Origin of the sequence: Paenibacillus timonensis (genome assembly GCF_022427145.1) — a bacterium.
GTDB lineage: Bacteria > Bacillota > Bacilli > Paenibacillales > Paenibacillaceae > Fontibacillus > Fontibacillus timonensis.
In genome coordinates this window covers 1-1,504 of sequence record NZ_JAKSXN010000134.1, presented here as the reverse complement: position 1 = coordinate 1,504, position 1,504 = coordinate 1, and the positions used below count along the sequence as shown (strand labels likewise).

Below are 1,504 nucleotides of genomic sequence, written 5' to 3'. Positions count from 1 at the left end.
CGAGATAACAAAGTTCCACACCCCGAGGGAAGAATTCCTTTGCTATAGGAGTTCAACAGAAGCCCTCGGGAATCCTTCCAAGAGGTGAAGAAAATGTTGAAACTTCGAGACGAGCAATTGACCATCTGGGATGCCATTCTCCCGGAATCTGTTAGAAAGTTGCCGGTCGAGCTTGCAATCATAGATCAATTACTGGACGACGACCGTTTTCTTCAACCGTTTACTGAGTTGCACCCGAAAGGCAAGAAAAGCGGCCGTCCTACGCTTGCAATTGAAAAGTACATCCGTCTTATGGTCCTGAAGCATAAATACAATTTGGGCTACGAGTCACTCGTGAAGGAAGTCGGTGACAGCATCACATGGCGAATGTTCTGCCGGTTTGCCATCGACGAACCGATGCCCGACCCGTCTACGCTCATCTATGCCCGCAAACGCTACGGCGACAAGATCGTCGAAGACATCAATGCCGCACTCGTAAAGCAGTGTGAGGAAAAAGCCGTTCTGAAAACCCGCAAATTGCGCACGGATACGACGGTTGTGGAATCCGACATCCATCACCCGACAGACGCTACGCTGTTGCAAGATGGCGTAAAAGTCATCACTCGAACGATTCAGAAAATCCGGAAAGTCGCCTCCCACACTGTTCAAGGCTTTGAAGATCGTACGGCAGAAATCAAGGAAAAGATTCTGTCCATCGCGAAAGTTCTACGTCGCCGCACCCGTGAATCTTGGGAAGAAGTTGACCGGATCACTGGGAGCGTAATCGAAGTAGCCGAGAACGTTGTGAACAAGGCGCAAGCCGTTATCGAGAAACTGCAAGACAAGGGCAAAGCTGCTCTTCGACAAAGTAAAACCAAACTGACCGAGGCGGTCACGCTAACCGGCAAGTTGTTGGAACAAGCCAAACAGGTCGTTTCCGGCAATCGAATCATCGCAGATCGGATCGTCAGTTTCTTTGACCCGGAAGCAAGACCGATTAAGAAAGGTAAGCTGGCCAAAGGAACTGAGTTCGGCTACAAGGTGCGAATCGACGAGACGGAAAGCGGCTTTGTGACCGGCTACGCTGTCTACGAGGGGAACCCCTCGGATGATGAACTGCTCGTTCCCGCTGTACAGGCGCATATCAAGCAATTCGGCAAAGCGCCGCAAGCTGTAGCGACCGACCGCGGTTTCTCAAGCAAGAAGAACGAAACGGCCATTACCGAACTTGGTGTGAAGCGAGCTAGCTTGCCGCGAAAGGGCAAAAAAGGCATTGCCCGATCCGAGTACGAAAACGAATTATGGTTCAAAGACTTGCAGCGTTACCGTGCAGCTGGAGAAGCGAAGATTAGTCTTCTCAAGCGGAAGTACGGTTTGAACCGCAGCAGGTATCGGGGCTTTGTCGGCTCAAAATGCTGGGTCGGCTTCGGGATTCTGACCCACAACCTGCAAAGAGCGGCAAAAATGCTCCAAAACTAACATGGAAACCGATCATTAGGGAAAGTTCCCCCTCACAACCCAGCCA

General features: G+C 51.1%; 1 protein-coding gene. It reads left to right on the top strand.

From position 1 onward, the window contains the following. Window positions 1–93 precede the first annotated feature (93 nt). Window positions 94–1,458 carry an ISNCY family transposase gene (locus MJ257_RS24515; RefSeq protein ID WP_019007868.1) on the top strand — a complete coding sequence of 455 codons (1,365 nt, stop codon included), beginning with the start codon at window positions 94–96 and terminating at the stop codon, window positions 1,456–1,458. Window positions 1,459–1,504: the final 46 nt, after the last annotated feature.

Bases quoted from the DNA above. Each gene is read 5' to 3' on its own strand.
- MJ257_RS24515 (WP_019007868.1), top strand. From the start codon at position 94: ATGTTGAAACTTCGAGACGAGCAATTGACCATCTGGGATGCCATTCTC.